Annotated in this window: 13 protein-coding genes; 3 read left to right on the forward strand and 10 right to left on the reverse strand. The window is 60.0% G+C overall.

The genetic code is table 11. From position 1 onward, the window contains the following. Positions 1–42: 42 nt before the first annotated feature. Both M0D68_RS02265 and M0D68_RS02270 read left to right on the forward strand, forming a co-directional pair. Entirely contained in the window at positions 43–1017 is a 975-nt protein-coding gene (locus M0D68_RS02265) for a hypothetical protein (RefSeq protein WP_266223663.1), read from the forward strand. Positions 1018–1322: 305 nt separating this feature from the next. Further along, entirely contained in the window at positions 1323–2621 is a 1299-nt protein-coding gene (locus M0D68_RS02270) for an MFS transporter (protein WP_266223664.1), read from the forward strand. Between the two features lie 93 nt (positions 2622–2714). On the opposite strand, the gene M0D68_RS02275 is transcribed toward M0D68_RS02270, so the two are convergent. The 10 genes from M0D68_RS02275 to M0D68_RS02320 form a co-directional block, all read right to left on the reverse strand. Next, the gene (locus M0D68_RS02275; RefSeq protein WP_266223665.1) at positions 2715–4520 is read right to left on the reverse strand and encodes a hypothetical protein; all 1806 of its coding nucleotides are present in this window, start codon (positions 4518–4520) and stop codon (positions 2715–2717) included. A gap of 244 nt (positions 4521–4764) precedes the next feature. Next, a complete protein-coding gene (locus M0D68_RS02280; protein WP_266223666.1) occupies positions 4765–5673 on the reverse strand; it encodes a phosphate ABC transporter substrate-binding protein in 909 nt (302 codons plus the stop codon). Between the two features lie 28 nt (positions 5674–5701). Beyond that, positions 5702–7249 (reverse strand): acetolactate synthase large subunit, encoded by a 1548-nt coding sequence (locus M0D68_RS02285; protein WP_266223667.1) that lies wholly within the window; start codon positions 7247–7249, stop codon positions 5702–5704. Then, complete coding sequence (locus M0D68_RS02290; RefSeq protein ID WP_200619008.1) at positions 7250–8107, reverse strand: HpcH/HpaI aldolase/citrate lyase family protein; 858 nt, start codon at positions 8105–8107, stop codon at positions 7250–7252. It abuts the gene before it with no gap. 49 nt (positions 8108–8156) lie between these two features. Further along, positions 8157–9143: a protocatechuate 3,4-dioxygenase gene (locus M0D68_RS02295; RefSeq protein ID WP_200651770.1), complete on the reverse strand. Its 987-nt coding sequence runs from the start codon at positions 9141–9143 to the stop codon at positions 8157–8159. Between the two features lie 63 nt (positions 9144–9206). After that, positions 9207–10487, reverse strand: a complete 1281-nt coding sequence (locus M0D68_RS02300; RefSeq protein ID WP_200619006.1) for an MFS transporter — start codon at positions 10485–10487, stop codon at positions 9207–9209. Positions 10488–10571: 84 nt separating this feature from the next. Beyond that, entirely contained in the window at positions 10572–11423 is an 852-nt protein-coding gene (locus M0D68_RS02305) for an amidohydrolase (protein WP_211700117.1), read from the reverse strand. Between the two features lie 44 nt (positions 11424–11467). Then, a complete protein-coding gene (locus M0D68_RS02310; RefSeq protein ID WP_266223668.1) occupies positions 11468–12493 on the reverse strand; it encodes an amidohydrolase family protein in 1026 nt (341 codons plus the stop codon). A gap of 125 nt (positions 12494–12618) precedes the next feature. Then, on the reverse strand, positions 12619–13593 hold the full coding sequence (locus M0D68_RS02315) for an ABC transporter substrate-binding protein (RefSeq protein ID WP_266208877.1): 975 nt from the start codon (positions 13591–13593) through the stop codon (positions 12619–12621). A gap of 247 nt (positions 13594–13840) precedes the next feature. Next, the gene (locus tag M0D68_RS02320; RefSeq protein ID WP_266223669.1) at positions 13841–14569 is read right to left on the reverse strand and encodes an isochorismatase family protein; all 729 of its coding nucleotides are present in this window, start codon (positions 14567–14569) and stop codon (positions 13841–13843) included. A 194-nt stretch (positions 14570–14763) separates the two neighbouring features. Between M0D68_RS02320 and M0D68_RS02325 the strand changes: the two genes are divergently transcribed. Then, the gene (locus M0D68_RS02325) at positions 14764–15681 is read left to right on the forward strand and encodes a LysR substrate-binding domain-containing protein (RefSeq protein ID WP_266223670.1); all 918 of its coding nucleotides are present in this window, start codon (positions 14764–14766) and stop codon (positions 15679–15681) included. Positions 15682–15707: the final 26 nt, after the last annotated feature.

Here is a 15707-nt window from a genome sequence, read left to right on the forward strand (position 1 = left end):
TGACGGTGCGGCCGCAATAAGAAAATCTATATGGACGGAGACATGACGAAAATATCAGTCGCTTTGCGCAAGCCGCTTCTCGGTGTGGCCATGTTCTGCTGTTTGAGCGAGTTCGGTTACGCGGAGGTGTACACCGCACCTAGTGAATCGGCTCCATCGCAGACCCACCAGACCCAGACGAACAGTGCCGCGCCCCTCACTGCACCGGACTTGAAATCGGGGGAAGTCACCGGCGCGCCGCCTGTATCGTGGAACGATACGTATATCGGCTACCGCTACGGCAGTGATTTTCACTACCCTGGCGTTCCCGACAAAGTTGCCCAGAACATTGGTTATCTCACGACGACCGGTGGTTTCAGGTTCGGTAGTTACGCATTCAACGTGGATTACCTCGTCTCGAACTCCGCGAACCCGGAGGCTGGTGGTCCCTCCTCAGGTGGAGCGCAGGAGGTGTATAGCGTTGGCCGAATCGAGTTGAGTGCCGGAAAAATTCTTGGGCGGCCGGTGGGCATCGGCATCATTCGGGACGTCGGCCTGACCGGCGGCTTTGAATTTGGCACCAAGAACGACGCCTACGGAGAGCGTGCGCGCATGCTCGTTTTCGGTCCGACTATCGAGTTCGCGTTGCCGCGCGGGTTCCTGAATCTCACTGCGGGTCTTCGAACTGAGAGCAACCATAACGGCATTACCGGCGTCGACGTACGCTTCAATACCGCGTGGCACATCGAGAGCTCATGGCTCTTCCCGTTCCGGGTGGGACCGTTGCCGCTGGTATTGCGCGGGTTTGCCAGCCTGACCGGGCCGAAAGGAAAGGACGGTTTCGGTGTTGAGACGACGACGGAATTTCTCACACGCGTATCACTGCTAGCCGATCTGGGTTCATTCGCCGGTCATCCGCGTGCGGTGTATGCGGGCGTCGGTTACGAGTACTGGCATCACATGTACGGCACGCCGACTAGCGAAACGGTCGGCACGATAACGTCCGTCCCCATGCTGATGGCCGAAATTCACTTCTAATCAGCGACCCTCGTGAGCGTGATCATTGGCGACTCGTCATGCGGGTTGCCAATCGTTGTTTGACGGAGTTCATCGACGTCGCTCTTCCTCCATCGAGAAACGCTAGCCCTTCACCACGTCCGTAGGCTACGCTGCCATGGATCGTTTCCTTCGGCCAGTTGCGCTTCAAAGTGCTCCCGCGTGGTTGGCTGTGCGCGCTGGATGGCCTTGCTGATAACATCGGACAAACGTTCGTAGCCGATCACCTTACGAACTGGAAGAGACTTCGGCGTCTCCGAACTCTCTTCACGACAAGAGAGAACACAATGGAGACAAATCTAACTAAGCGATCAGCGCCCGAGAATCCCTGGAGCATTCTCGTTCTCCTCGCGCTCGGGCTGCTGATTTCGTTTGTTGATCGCACGAGTCTGTCTTCCGCGCTAGCGGACAAGAGCTTCGTTCGAGAATTTTCACTGACGAGCGTCGAGCGTGGCTGGCTCAATTCGGCCGTCTTCTGGTCCTATGGTCTCGTTCAGATGCCTATGGGTTGGCTGGTTGATCGCTATGGCGTGAAATGGCCTTACTCGATCTGTTTCGTGCTGTGGTGCATTGCGGCGGCGGCCACAGGCATGGTGACGACGCTGTCCGCCCTGATCGTCATGCGTCTGCTCATCGGCGTGGCCGAAGCTGTCGTGGTCCCGGCCACCTATCGCTATCTCGCCAACAACTTCGAGGAGACCCAAAAAGGCACAGCACTCGGTATCTTTTCGATTGGCGGCAAGATGGGGCCTGCACTCGGCGCGCCGATTGCAGCCTGGATGATCGTCACGTATTCCTGGAAGATGATGTTCATTGCGACTGGGCTGGTCGGACTGATCTGGCTGGTGCCATGGCTGCTGATGGTGAGGAACGACTATCCCTCCAGAGGGCAACTTGCGGCGGCGATACACCTGGCCTCCTCGGTGCCGCTCAGAAACTTGCTGTCGAGTCCGGTCGTCTGGGGCGGGCTGATCAATAACTTCTGCTACAGCTATTTCGCCTTCTATTGCATGACCTGGATGCCAGCCTACCTGGTCGAGCAACGCGGCCTTTCTCTCGAGAAATCCGGGCTCTACACCTTCTTCAGCTTTGTGGGCATCGCCATCGTCGCCGCGATCGCGGGATGGGCCGCGGACCGGATTATCGCCCGCGGCAACGATGCCGTTGTCGTGCGTAAATGCTTCATCGTTGCCGGCTTTATTGGCGGAACAACCGTTCTGCTCGGCGCCTACGCCCCTTCGCTCGAGATGGCACTGTTCTGGAACGTGCTCTCACTCTCGTTGCTTGGCCTTGTCACCGCGAATAACCTGGCGCTGTGTAAACTAACCTTGATCCCCAGGCAGGCGGTCGGCTTGAACACAGGACTCCAACAGGTCGCCACCAGTCTCGCGGGCGGTATCTCAGCCAGCCTTTCAGGCTGGTTGCTCCATCATGGCGGCAGCTACACACTACCCATGATGGCGATCTTCGCCTTCTTGCTGATCGGTGCAACGAGCACCGTGGTTCTGCTTCAGCGCAAATGGGCGCCAAAAGTCAACGACATTGCTCACGAACCCCGGCACGCAGAAACGCAGACCTCTGCTTAGGTGCAGGGTAACGCTGTTGAGTAAAGAACACTCCGAATAGAAAAGCGCTGTGCGAAAGCACAGCGCTTTTTTCATGCCGCTGCGAGGACCGGATTACGGGTTGGGAACGTACAACGGCATCGCCTCTTCCCACAAGGTATCCGTGATCGGATGCTGATCCGTCCCATCCGCATTCATCACCCAGTTCTGGCCGTCAGGTTGGAAGCTGTTGTCGTACAGCGCGAGTTCGTCCCTGAAGCCATAGGTGCCTGAACTGTACGCGAGCCGGCCATCCCAGGTCCAGACAGCATGGCCCTGGTTCGATCCATCCGAAGTCAGGCGCGTCAGACCCGTGCCATCGGGTTTGATCGTGAACACGTCATAGTTGAATTTGTTCGGATCGGTTGGGTCGATCAGCTTGCGGGTGAACACGATCTTGCTGCCATCCGGCGACCAGCCCGGCAGGTTGTCTGCCTCGCTGGTCAGAACGGTGGTGGCGCGTGTATCCAGATCGAGAATGCGCAGCCCCTGCACCTTGGGACTCCATACGCGGTAGACGATCTTCTTCCCGTCCGGCGAGTAGCTCGGGTAGCCCGAATTGATGGAACCGTCGGTCAAGGCCTCCGCGTGGCCGTTCATGCTGCCGTCGGCCTTGATACGCATGATCCGGCCTGGGCCGGCAGCACGCGTAAAGAACCATTGGCCCACGCCGAACGCCACCCACTGCCGATCCGGTGACCAGGTGGGCTGAAATGCGCCGGCCAGGCCCTTCTTGATCATGTCCTGATCGAGACCACTGGTGGCTGGGTCGTAAATTCGCGTATAGCCAGAGAAGTCCGGATTGATGATGGCAATGGAAGAGTTGATCGCCTTCTCTGTGTACACCAATTTCTGGCGATCCACTGACAGCTGCGGGAAGACGTCGATGTAGGTGTACTTCCACGCAGGATCGAAGCTGAACAGCGCCGTGCCATTTGCATGCGCGGGTCGAAGCGATATTTTTTCGTAGACCATCTTGCTGCCGTCCGACGAATAGCGTGGCGAGCGAATGCCCGTGTTGCTCGTGGATCGGAACATGCCAGCCGTGGTGTAGATACCCTCAGTGTCGCCGCCCTTGACGTGATACGCGACGTTGGTCTCACTCAGATACTGCGGGAATACCTTGAAGCCGGGCGTCGACGTCAAAGTCGTCCTGGCAAGGTCGGACAATTCCACCGACACCAGTTGCGAGCTGACTTTATTGATCAACTCCGGACGGTGCGCGCCCCAAGTCGACTCCACGGGCGTTTCATAAAACACGACACGCTTGCCGTCCGGTGACCAGGATGGCGACCCTTCGTCAAAGCCTGGATTGCCGGCAATTTTCTTCCAGCCGGAGCCGTCGGGTCTGATGAGATAGATGCTGCTTTCCTGCGTGCGTTCCCAGCCAACCGGCAGATTGTGGCCGCGCCAATCGCTGCCCGTATCGGAAGAAATGGCAAGCCATTTGCCGTCTGGGGACCAGGAAGGTCTGAAATAGCTATGCGGTTTGGTGGGATCGAATTTCAGCGCACCCGTGACGTTGTTCAGCGCACCAGTCGCAATGTTCAGTGTCCAGATGTTGGTGGTTCCGAAATCGCTCGCGCCCCTGCGTGACGAGACGAATGCAATGAGGTTAGAGTCGGTGGGCGAAAAAACGGCGGCATCGTCAACGGCAATGTGATTGGTGAGCTGCTGCAGGCCCGTACCATCCACTTTGACACGATTGAGATTTGACTCACCCAGGCCGTCACGCTCCGACGTGAACACGATCCATTGCCCGTTTTTCGAGAACGCCGCGTGATAATCAAAACCCGCGGTCGGAATCAGCTTGTGTTCATCTGTCCCGTCTGCATTGGACACATACAGCTCGGAAGTCACCGGACCGACGCGGTTGAGCAACAAGGTTCCATTTTGCGCGGCACTTGCTCCCGCTGAAATGAAAATCCAGGCGCCCCCGATTGCCGTACAAGCCAGGAGTTTCTTCAAAGACGAAGTTAAATACACAGCGTAATGCCTCCATTAATTATGCGTAGGTGAGCGGCGTGACACCGCTCAACCGCTCCTGCACCGCCACTTTCGTCGACGCATCGTGCTTCCGTTTCCTGCCGCTCCTTTCCGTGTTCCGTCATTGCTCAGCGAGCATTCAGCCCAGATTCCCCGTGACGTCATCGAACAGTTCGTCGACCGACAGGCGATGTGGAATGATCTTCTGGTCCAGCGCCCAATCGATTGCCAATTGAAGTCCTTTGCGGTTCTCTTCCAGTCCGATCGGTGGAAAGATGGCCGGCACGCCGCCTTCAGTCAATGCGCGGCTTTCGACAATCATCCGATACAGCTCGCGAACGATGTCCGGCCGCTGCTTCGACACGTCCTCATGCACCACGAACATGTGGTTGATCGGCACAACGCCTTCCCGCGCAAACCAGTCTTTGGCCGCGGCCTGCGCATCGGGAACGAGCGTGCGCACACGCGGGTCTTTCGGCATATCTTCACCGAGCAAGGCCGCGCTCAACTCGCCATCTAGCATCATCTGCGGGATCGAGGATCCCGCGGGCAGGCGCACGCAGTTATCCGGATCGCGATATTCGGCGAGATGCCCGTCGCCGAGTGTCATCCAGGTCACCTTGTCCAGATCGACACCGTATTCGTGACGCAGAATGCCCCGGATCCAGAGCGCAGTCGTTTGGGTATAGGTGCGAACGCCGACCTTCTTGCCTTCGATATCCTTCGGGTCGAGGTGGCCAAAGTCGATGTTGAAGCCGGCGCAATGATGCTGGAAGCGCCCAGATATCGGCGTCGGCAGCATGACATAAGGCTTGCCGTAGGCTTTCGCCTGCAAAAAGGTGACGATCGCGAGCTCGCCCGCGTCGAAGGCGTTTTCTCGAACCATTGCCTTGAAGCCGTTATGTGCCGGAGTCGGTCCGCAATAGTCGAGCTTGACGATGTCCGAACTCACCCGCCCGCCCTTCATCGCCTTCGTGACCGGATAGTCGGCCAGATTGGCGCGTAATGTTGGCACCTCTGTGGGCACCCTGTTCAGTGTCGTTGTCATTGATGTTCGTCCTTAGGCTTGAATGGGTTTACAGCCGTACCTCGATGAGACACGGGCCAGGCTCGTGCACCGAGTCGGCCATGGCCTTGTGGAAAGCTTCGGCTGTGTCCACGGCGACGGCGGGAACGCCCATGCTTTTCGCCATGGCCAGCCAGTCGATACGCGGACGATCGATATCGATCATGGCCAGCGCGCGCGCCCCTGGCGCACCGGCGCCCATGTTGGCGTACTCGGCCTTCAGGATGGCGTAGCTGTTGTTGGCAAAGATGATGGTCGTGATGTTCAGGCCCTCGCGTGCCTGCGTCCACAGCGACTGGATGGTGTACATGGCGCTGCCATCACCGACCATGCAAAACACACGCCGGTCGGGGCAGGCCAGCGCAGCGCCGGTGGCGACCGGCGTGCCATAGCCGATCGAGCCGCCCATGTTGTTGATGAGGTCATGAGGGGCAGCGCCAACGGTCAACCCCATCGTCTCGCGGCCGGTGGTCAGCGATTCGTCGACGAGGATGCAGTTTTCCGGCAGCGCGGCGGCCAGCGCCTGGGCAATGCTGGCGGGCCCCAGAGCGCCGGTCGGCGGCGTCGCATCCGAACGCTGCTGGAGGACGCCTGCCGTGTTCGTCGCGCCGAGCGCCTGAACCAGCATGTCGAGGCCGGCGGCGCTATCCTCGCCCATCTCAACCAGCGCATGAACACTGGTGCCGGGTGACTTGAGCAAGCTCGGTTTGTCTGGATAGCTAAAGAAAGCGATCGGCTCGGTCGTCTCGACCGTGATGATGTGTTTGAAGCTGTTCAGATACTCGACGGCTTGTCCGACTGCGTAAGGAATACGTTCGAGCGTGACCCGCCCTGCCCCGCGTTCGATCCGCGCACTAAAGAATTGCGTCGCGATGCGACAGCCGGTCGCCGCCTTGATCTTGCCCGCCAGTTCGAGCGCGCGACCGCGTGTCGAGTGGCCGGCGAGGACCATGAGCGCGGGCTCGCCCGAACGCAGCACCTGCGCAATGTGCTCGATGCGCGCAACGTCTGGAGTCTTCGCTGCGGCGGCTACGGTGCTCGGCGGCGCGACCTGCTCGCCCGCCTCCTGCCACGAGGTATCACCAGGCAGGATGAGCGTTGCAATCTGCCCCACGTGTTCGCTCGCCTTGCTCACCGCGGTTGCAACGTCCCAAGCCACCGCGCGCGGCGACTCGACGCGGCGCACCCAATGACTCAGCGGCCGTGCCAGACCTTCGATGTCGGACGTCAGCGGTGGGTCGTACTTCAGGTGCGCGGCCGAATGCTCACCCACGATGTTGACCATACCCGACGATGCCCGTTTGGCATTGTGGATATTGGCGAGCCCATTCGCGAGTCCCGGCCCGAGGTGCAGGAGTGTGGATGCCGGCGTCTCTTTCATCCGGTAATAGCCGTCCGCGGCGCCCGTGCAGACACCTTCAAAAAGACACAGGACGCTGCGCATGCGTGGATTCTCGAGCGCCTTCAGAAAGTGCATCTCCGAGGTACCCGGGTTCGCGAAGCAAATGTCGACGCCCTGATCGGTGAGCGTCTGAACCAGGCTTTCGGCTCCGTTCATTCAATACCCCGCCATCTCGCGCGCCATGCCGACCACGCCATAGCTTTTCAGCGGAGCCGACATCAGGAAGCGGTAACCCTCTTCGAGCAGCCGCTTGTGATTCTTGGCGTTGACATGGGGATTGCCTACCACCACCTTGTGCTTGTGGCAGGTCTCGACGATCTGCCGCATGGCGTCGGCTACAACCGGGTGCTCGTAATCGCGCGGATGGCCCAGTTGCTGACTGAGATCGCCCTCGCCAATGAGGATGAAGCCGATACCCGGCACATTCGCCAGAATGTCATCGAGGTTTTCAATCGCCTCCGTGCTTTCGCACATCAACCCGACCAGAATTTCGCCCTCGGGGGCCAATGGCCAGACATCTGCCTTCTTGTAGTAATCGGCCATGCTCAAACCCCAGTAGCGTGCCGCGTTGGCGGGGCCGTCACCGCGGATTCCCTTGGGCTCGTACAGCGGTGCGTCCTTGGGCCGGGCGTAACGGCACGACGCGACGGCGTTATAGGCTTGCTCCACCGTCGATACATGCGGCCACACCACGCCATAGGCGCCGCGATCGAGCACCTGCTTGGCAAAGGACTGATTCATTTCCGCGCCGTTGGCGGGAATACGCGCAATTGGCGTAACGCGCGGCGCGACCGAGCCGGATTCGGCAATCTGCTTCCGGTTCAGCATGTACTGCATCGCATCACCCAGCGCCGATACGTCGTAGGGGTTATGTTCCATCTCGAAGACGATGCCGTCATAAGGCGCGTCGCTCATCTCGATGGCGGACTGCTTGTCCAGCTTGGAAAACGCAGCGAAGGCCGGCTTACCGGATTCGAAAGCGCGAATAATGCTATTGAGGCGGGTGTCGCTCATGGTCTTTCTCTCTCGGTGATTGGGTCCACAGGGGTTGCATGAAGCCGGATCAGTCGGCCGCTTTCCAGTACATGAAACCCATCCCCTCGCCGGTGCCGGCAGGCGTGCGCCAACAGGGGACGTAGTCGACCAGCGTCATCTCGGCGCCCGTTTCCTGAACCGCCTTCATCACGCTCACGTAGAGCTTGATTTCGGAAGTGCCCGACTGATACGAGCGGTCATCCACGGCGGCCAGGCCGTCATAGTCGTAGTCGGCCAGCATCTTCATGATGCTGTGGTCGAACTCTTCGTCGTTGACGAAGTGGGACAAACCGCCCGAGGCGAAAATGCCGACCCGCACATCGTCAGGCCATGCATTGATCGCATCGCGCAGCACCCGTCCAAATTCGATGCAGCGCGACATCGAAGGCTGCGTCGGCGGATAGAAGCAATTCATGATGATTGGCACATGCGGCGGCGGGTTGTCGCCCATGATCTGGTGATAAACGAAGCTGTAGGCATGCGGTACCACCGGATACTCAGGCAGCGGCTTCATCCACACGTTGTCGGGCCACGCAAAAAGATCGGTCAGATCGAAACCTTCGCCCTGGAAATGCTCGATGAGATACGCGGCCAGCTTCGGATGACACTTGTGTGTGACGTGGTGGTCGGGTGCATAGACAGCGCGCTGCGGTGGCCCGTTGTGAACTTCTTCGCCGCTGTAGATCGCGATCGATGGCGAGAAATCGGTGAAGATTTCCTTCTGGTCTTTGCCCAGAATGATCGCGACGTCGATGTTGGCGTCGCGGTAGGCCGCGGCCATCGCATCGAGCGCGGTACGGCAGCGTGTGGCGCGCGCAGTGCGCTCCTCGAGCGTCAGGAATTTCTCGAATGCTGCTTCGCGGTGCGCTTCCAGCTCGGGATAGGTCCAGGTCCGGTTGCGGTACCACAACTCCGGATTGTTGCGATCCCGTTCCCCGTTCTTCAGCCAGTCCTCCGGTGCTTGACCGAGCATGCCGCTATGCGGCACTGCCATCCCGAATACGATCTTCGCCATATATGGTTTCTCAATGAATTAATGTGTGCATCAAGGCCGGCTGGTCCGGCCATGCCGTGCTTTCTAGGCTTGCCGCAGCGAGCCGTGCGTTTCGGTTACCTTGGGCGCCCATTCGGGACGGAACAGGATCATCGTGGTCAACGCGCCGATCAGCAGGAAGACCAGGATCATGAGCATCGGCAGGTCATAGCTTCCACTGACGTGGAGCAACCAACCCGACAGACTTGCCGCCACGCCGCCCGCGAGACTGGTGGCCACCTGCTGCACGCCCGTGACCAGTCCGATCGTCTGCTTCGGAATCAAGGTCAGGCGTGATAGCACGAGGTTGTTCGCGGTGGTCAAGCCGAGCAGCGAGAGCGAGAGCACATTCCAGAACAGCGCCATCTCAAGTGAATGGGCATAGGCGCCGAGCAGAACCGTGCATCCGCCCACGAAGCCCGCGATAGTGAAAGCCTTGCGCACCCGAATCGGGTCGCCTCCCCGGGCGATGATCCGGTCCGCTGCCCAGCCCGCGATCGCCGCGACGATCGCGATTCCGGCGAAGCTGAAGAACGTATAGAGCCCGGACCTTGAAATCGACAGGCCGCGTTGCTCGACCAGATAGGCCGGCATCCACGTCATGCAATAGAACGTGAAATAGCCGTAGCAAAAGTTCGTGATCATTCCGCCCCACACCACCGGGCTGGACAGGATGCTGCCGAGACTGACTGTACGGGCGCTTCGATTCGCCGCCGTGAGCTGCGTTCTGGAGGGAAGGTCGTTCCGGACCAGCAGAAGCCACGGAGCCAACCAGATCAACCCGACAAGACCCGTCGCGATGAACATGACTTGCCACGAATAATTGACGATGAACCAGGCGCCCACCGGCGCGCCGAGTGCGGGACCAAACTTGTTCCCCATTGCGAGGAGGCCTACAGCCAGGCCGTTTTGACTTTCGTCGAAATTGTTGCGAATCCAGCGATAGCTCGCAGGAATCACGATCGCTTCGGCCATGCCGATGATCAGACGCATGACGACCAGGCTCGCGAGCGCCGTCACCGCCCCCATGAGCGCGGTCGCGATACACCACAGCGCAAAGCTGATTGCGTAAGGCCACTTCACGCCGTAGCGGTCAGCCACATAGCCCATCGGCACCTGGAACAGACCATACGACCAGAAGAAAGCCGAGTTGATCCAGCCGCGATCGACGTTCGTCAGCGAAAAATGTCGAACGAAGCCTGCGTCCGCCAGTGTCGAAGAAATGCTGGTGCGATCGACAAAGGAAATCAGCACACCGATCGCGAGGAGCGCGAGGACAGCCCAGCGGCTCGCGATCCCGGGTCGTCCAGGTTTGCTTGTCTCCATCTGCTCTTTCTCTTTAGTGTGATTGGTTCTGCGTGCCGGCCACCGCAAACCATCTTCGGTTGCCGGCACGGAGGCGACGCAACGTCAGGCCAGGGCCGGATATAGTCGCTGCGCGGTCTTGCCGAAAATCCACGCGCGGTCTTCGTCGCTCAGACATGCCAGACCCGCCTGGGCCGTCGCGAGGATTTCCGGGAGCGTCCCGGGCGAGGTCGGATAATTGGAGCCCCAGGCCATCCGTTTTGCACCAAAGGCTTCCACCACGCGCGGGAAGAATGTTTCGGCGCTCGCCTTTTCCTTCTTCACATCGCCAAAGATGCGCGGCGTGAGCTTCAGGTAGATGTTGTCGAGCGACGCCAGGTCGAACAGGCTGCGCGCCGCGGCATAGGGCGCACCATCGGCTACTTCGGGGCGCCCCAGGTGATCGAGGATGATGGGCACCTTAGGGAAACGCCGTGCAAGCGCCGTGACCTGCGGCAGTCCGATCGGCCCCGTCTGGATGCACATCGTCAGGCCGAGTTCTCCGCACAGTTCCCACGCTGGGAACGCACGCGGATCGTCGAGTTCGCTCGGATCGAACTCCTTGGTGCTACCGCCGGTGAACAAACGCAGACCCGCTAGACCGAGCCCGACCCATTCCCGAATGCGTTCCGGTGCATCCGGCTGCAGTACGTCAACGGAGCCGACGGCAACCAGCCGGTCTGAATATTTGCCGCAACCTTCAACGACATAGCGATTGTCGAAACCGTAGGTCGTCGAAGAATGAACCACCGCGGCCTTGGCGACGCCGGCCGCGTCCATCGCCGCGATCAACGTCTCAACGGTAGTGGGGCGCTCCTTCGACCAATCCGAGCGCTTTCCGAACAACGGCGCCGGTGGATAGCGGCTCTCGTCATCGGAAATGATGTGGGGATGGATATCAACGATTGCGGAAGTCATGAGTGTCTCTGTGCGTGTTTCATTGCATATGGCTCGCGCCAAAGTTAGTTGCCGCGCGCTTTCAGGCGCGCATCGAGGCGCGGGTAGACGCGCCGCGCATTGCCCTCGAAAATCTTGTAGCGATCCTCGTCCGTCAGCGCAGTACACGCGTCGATATAGCGTTTGGTGTCGTCAAAGTACTGGCCGGTTGCCGGATCTTTGCCCCGTACGGCGCCGATCATTTCCGATCCGAACAGCACGTTGTCGGTTGGCACCACCTTGGTCAGCAACTCGACGCCCGGCTTGTGGTAGACGCAGGTGTCGAAAAAGATGTTGTTCAGCAGCCCTTCGAGCGGGCGCTCGCACATTTCAAGCGACATGCCGCGATAGCGCCCCCAGTGATAAGGCACCGCGCCGCCGCCGTGTGGAATCACGAGGCGCAGTGTCGGGAAATCCTTGAACACATCGGACTGCAGCAGTTGCATGAACACCGAGGTGTCGGCGTTCAGGTAGTGGGCGCCGGTGCCGTGGAAGCACGGATTGCATGAAGCCGCCACGTGGATCATCGCGGGCACATCCAGATCGACCAGCGCTTCGTAGATCGGATACCACTCGCGATCGGACATCGGTTTGCCGGTCCAGTAGCCGCCGCTCGGATCGGGGTTCAGGTTGCACCCGACAAAGCCCATTTGTTCGACGCAGCGTCGCAACTCGGGGATGGAATTCGCGGGCGCCACGCCCGGCGATTGCGGCAACTGGCACACCGGCGCGAAGTTGTCCGGATAGAGTTCCGTCACGCGGTGCACGAGGTCGTTCGATACTTCGGCCCATTCCAGGCTCGTGCGCTCATTGCCCAGATGGTGGCTCATCAATCCGGCGATCGGCGAAAACAGCGTCAGGTCGCTGCCGCGCTCGCGCTGCAGCTTGAGTTGGCCATTGCCTATCGCTTCGCGAATCTCGTCGTCGCTCACATGCGCGGCGGCACGCGACGGCGCGTTGACCGGGTCGTTCGCGAATTCGACCTGCCTGGCTCGCCAGTTGCGGAATGAAGCGGGTACGGTCGTGAAATGACCGTGGCAATCGATAATCATGTCGTCTCCTGTCGACCGGAGTTGGCGCTTCAGCGCCTTACTCTGGTCCCATGCAATCTGCGATCGACCAGAGTTGGCGCTTTAGCGCTTTACTCTGGTCCCATGCAAGTTCAGTTGCGTGCGGGTCAGCGGGCCAATGGGTCCACAAACAGTTCGTCAATGGACATACGGCGCGGCGTGAGACCCTGCTTGAACGCGGTGGCTTCCAGTGTTTCGATCGTCTTGAGGTTTTCCTGCAGACCGTACGGCAGCGGATCGTGTCCGACGATCTTGCGCAGTTCGAGATACTTCTTGTCGCTGACGCTCGTCGCCTCGCCGGCATCGAGGCGCGCCAGCCATTCCTTTTTCGCCTGTGCGAAGGCGTCGAAAATCGATTTCGCGATCCACGGATGCTCGGCGAGCACCGCGTCCTTAACGACGATAGTGCCGTGCATCGGGTAGACCCCGGTGCGGGCGAAGTACTCGCTTTCGAGCTCGGTCGCATTGGGCAACAGATCGGGATAGTCGGCCTCGACCTCCTTCCATCCACCCGTGGGCGCGCCGGTGCGGCCGATACCCGCGGCGGCGGCAAAACCCGCCGACAATTCGCCTGTCGCCATCATTTCCGCCAACGAGCTTCCAGCCGGAGCATGGATGACGTTCGACGGCAGCTTGAGCTGCGTAACATGCTCCTCATCATCGACAACCCAGGTCACCCTGGAAGAATCGAGGCCGAACTCGTCGATCAGGACCTGGCGCGTCCACACGCCGGTCGTGACCGAATAGGCGCGCACGCCGACCTTCTTACCTTCCAGGTCCTTGGGGGTCTTGATCCCGGCGTCCGGGCGCACCAGCAAACCGCCGTGGTGAAAACGCCGCACGACAAAAATCGGCAATCCGACGAACGGCGCACCATAGGCGCGGGCGATGATGTAGGTTGTCGGCGCCAACTCGCAAACGTCGAATTCGACGTCGCGCACCATCCGGCGAAATGCGCCAATTTGCGGCTGGACTGTGATGAACTCGGCATCCACACCCTCGATGGAAATGGATCCGTTACGAATGGCCGATGTGTGGGGGTGCTCAGCGATTGCAATCTTGAGCGGGACTTTCCTGGTCAACTTCCTCTCCTATGTTGACCGGAGTTGGCGCTTTAGAGCTCACTCCGGTCCCATGCAAAATGATTGCGGACTTGTCGTCGCCGGCGGCTGGATGGAATCCGCGCAGGACGTATCGACTCGATGGAGTAAGAATATTTGACGACGGAGCGCGCGTCCCTACACAAAAGTCAGATTCAATGGCACTTTTGTTGATGGATGGCGGGGCGCCCAAGGACGCAGTTCGCCCTCGCCGGACCGGGTTGTTGCCTCACTTGCGCGAAGCGTTCTTGAGCTGCCACACCAGGTTGGCAAACGGCATGTCGAGATCGGCGTACACCTGCTGCGCCTTCGGGTCGTCGTTGCCGTGCAGCATTTCCACACCAGCCGTGGCGTAATCGGTCACCGGGATGCCGGCGCCTGCCAGACGCTGCAGCCCCACCGTGCGCTTGGTATCGCTAAACGTACCCGATGCGTCGAGCACCACGCGGGGATCGTAGCCTGCAGCCTTGAGCGACAGCGCCGGGAACGTGGCACACACTTCCAGCGAAACACCGGCGATCAGAATCTGTTTGCGGCCGGTCTTCTCGATCGCGGCGCGCACATTCGGATCGTCCCATGCATTGATCGAGGTCCGGCTGATCACCGGCACACCCGGAAGCGCGGCAGTCAGTTCAGGGATCGTGGGACCCCACATGCCGTCGGGCATCGTCGCGGTGACAATGACCGGGATGCCGAGCGTCTTCGCGGCTTTGGCCAAGGCCACAACGTTATGCTTGAGCTCACCGGTATCGATGTCGCGTACGCCGGTGAACAAGCCAACCTGGTGGTCAACCAGTACGAGCACCGTGTTGTCCCGCGACAGCAATGAGTACGGTGCGCCCGACGGAGCGACTGCGTTCGTCGCGGGCGCTGCGCTGGCCGTCTGGATCGTGGCGGCAGAGGTGGCGACGATCGCCAGGGGAAGAACGACAGCTTTCAGGAGATTAAGGATTTTCATGGTCTTGATTAACGTTGGCATTTTGGATGCGGCAACGACGTAGAACCGTCCTGCCGGACCGTCCGGTGCACATCTGCGCCGGGTTGAGAGGAATCATATTTCCGCAACGACGATCGATAAATATGGTATTTCTCAACCTATCGTTTCCCACAGGCAACGATCGATAGACCTACCCAACGACTACCGGACGTCGGATGAACCCCGTCTCTTCTGACCTGAACGACCTCTATCTCTTTGCTCAGGTGATCGAGCACCACGGTTTTACCGCCGCGGGAGAGGCGCTTGGCGTAAGCAAATCCCATATCTCCCGCCGGATCACCGATCTGGAAGCCAAGCTCGGCGTTCGGCTGCTTCACCGAACCTCGCGCCGGCTTAGCCTGACCGACGCCGGCGAAGAGTTGTACGCACATTGCCGGGCCATGATTGCCGAAGCGCAGGCTGGTGAGGAAGCGGTTCGGCGGCGGACTGCCGAGCCCTCGGGGCTGGTGCGGGCCAGCATGTCCGTCGCGATTACAGACATCCTGCTGGCCAGGCTGCTGCCCCGCTTCATGTTGCGCTACCCGAAGGTCCGGCTGGCTATCGAGGCAAGTAATCGACAGGTCGACCTTCTTGAAGAACATGTCGATGTGGTGATACGAGGTCTAGGTTTTGACGTCGAGCTTTCCAGCCTGGTCCAGGCGCCGCTGGGCACGGTGCGCTGGGGGTTGGTGGCCAGTCATATGTATCTGACGAAGACCGGGACGATTGGTACGCCCGATGCGCTACCTCGCGACGATCTGTTGATCTACGAATCGATCAGTAGGCCAGTGACCGTATTGCGCCTGATCGGCGCGAATGGCGATGTCTCCATGCAGACGATTCAGCCCCGCCTGCAGAGCGACAATATCGCGGCGCTGAAGGAAGCCGCGTTGGCAGGAATGGGCATCGCCAGCCTGCCTCTCTATGCCTGCACGCGGGAGATCGAGATGGGGACTTTGAGCCTCGTACTGCCGGAATTTCGCTCGCGGGAGGGACGATTGGCCGTGCTGTTTCCGACGCGCCGCGGCATGATGCCTGCGGTACGCGCCTTCGTCGATTTCCTGAAGGACGAATTGCCGCCGCTCCTGGGTTAGTACCAGCGTGGCTCCTTCACCCTCGA

The organism is Paraburkholderia sp. SEWSISQ10-3 4 (genome assembly GCF_030464785.1).
Lineage (GTDB): Bacteria > Pseudomonadota > Gammaproteobacteria > Burkholderiales > Burkholderiaceae > Paraburkholderia > Paraburkholderia aspalathi.